Here is a 973-nt window from a genome sequence, read left to right on the forward strand (position 1 = left end):
CCTATCCACAAATCTTAAACTTTTTACATAAAAGAAATATTAGTATTAATTACTTCTTTTATGGAAGTTCTATAAAAACATTATTAAATTGTGAAGAAAAGTATAAAATCCTAAAGCTTTATAAGACTAATGCTTCTTTGGGAGGAGGTGGAATTAATGAGTTTGTAGAATTTCAAGAAATTATTATAGATAATACATTACTAGATTTTTTTAAAAGTAAAGATTGTGAGTTTATTACTTGTGTGGGTGATAGTATGGAAGAAGTTATCAAAGATGATTCTATTTGTGTAGTTGATAGAAACAAGCCTTTTAAAGATAAAAGCATTTGTGTGATTAATACTAAAGAGGGTTTGTTTATAAAACAAGTCTTTAAAAAAGATAAGGGGGTAATTTTGCATTCTTTTAATCCTAGTTATAAAGATATGTTTTATAACAATGGGGAATTTTTGCTAATAGGTGCAGTAATTGGGGAGATAAGGAGGCTTTAACACCCCCTATTAAAGATTAAAAGTTCATCACTAAAAGTTCCTTTTGTTCTTTTCTGTCCTTTGCACTAAGAGAGTAACTAACTCTTAATTCTTTAATATTAAAGTCTTTATAAAGCTCTCTTACTAACTTACAATCATTATAAGAAAGCATAAATTTACCTTTGATATTTTTTAACAATTCATTTAAGAGCTTATGCTCTTTTAGCCCAAAACCTCCTGTATTTTGATAATAATCTTCCGTTCCTACATAAGGTGGGTCTAAATAAAACAAAGCCCCATCATTATCATAGTTTTTTAAAATGTAAGTAAAGTCTTTATTTTCAATGCTAACCCCCTTTAGCCTTTTAGAATACACACTAAAATCTCTATAAAGTTTTTTAGCTCTTGTTTTACTCATTGCAAAGCTTTCTTTCTTTGCCCCAAAAGAATTTTGAATAAGATAAAAATAAAATGCTGCTCTTTCTAATTGATTTCTTGGTTGTAAC

The 973-nt window shown here is 27.7% G+C and carries 2 protein-coding genes; one reads left to right on the forward strand and one right to left on the reverse strand.

Annotation, left to right across the window (positions count from 1 at the left end):
- The coding region (locus EBF09_RS08985) for a S24 family peptidase (protein ID WP_157978209.1) at positions 1-488 on the forward strand (488 nt) is incomplete at its 5' end.
- A 16-nt stretch (positions 489-504) separates the two neighbouring features.
- On the opposite strand, the gene EBF09_RS08990 is transcribed toward EBF09_RS08985, so the two are convergent.
- On the reverse strand, positions 505-973 hold a 469-nt coding region (locus EBF09_RS08990), incomplete at its 5' end, for a DNA adenine methylase (protein ID WP_198672585.1).

Origin of the sequence: Helicobacter burdigaliensis (assembly GCF_003670295.1) — a bacterium.
GTDB classification, from domain to species: domain Bacteria; phylum Campylobacterota; class Campylobacteria; order Campylobacterales; family Helicobacteraceae; genus Helicobacter_D; species Helicobacter_D burdigaliensis.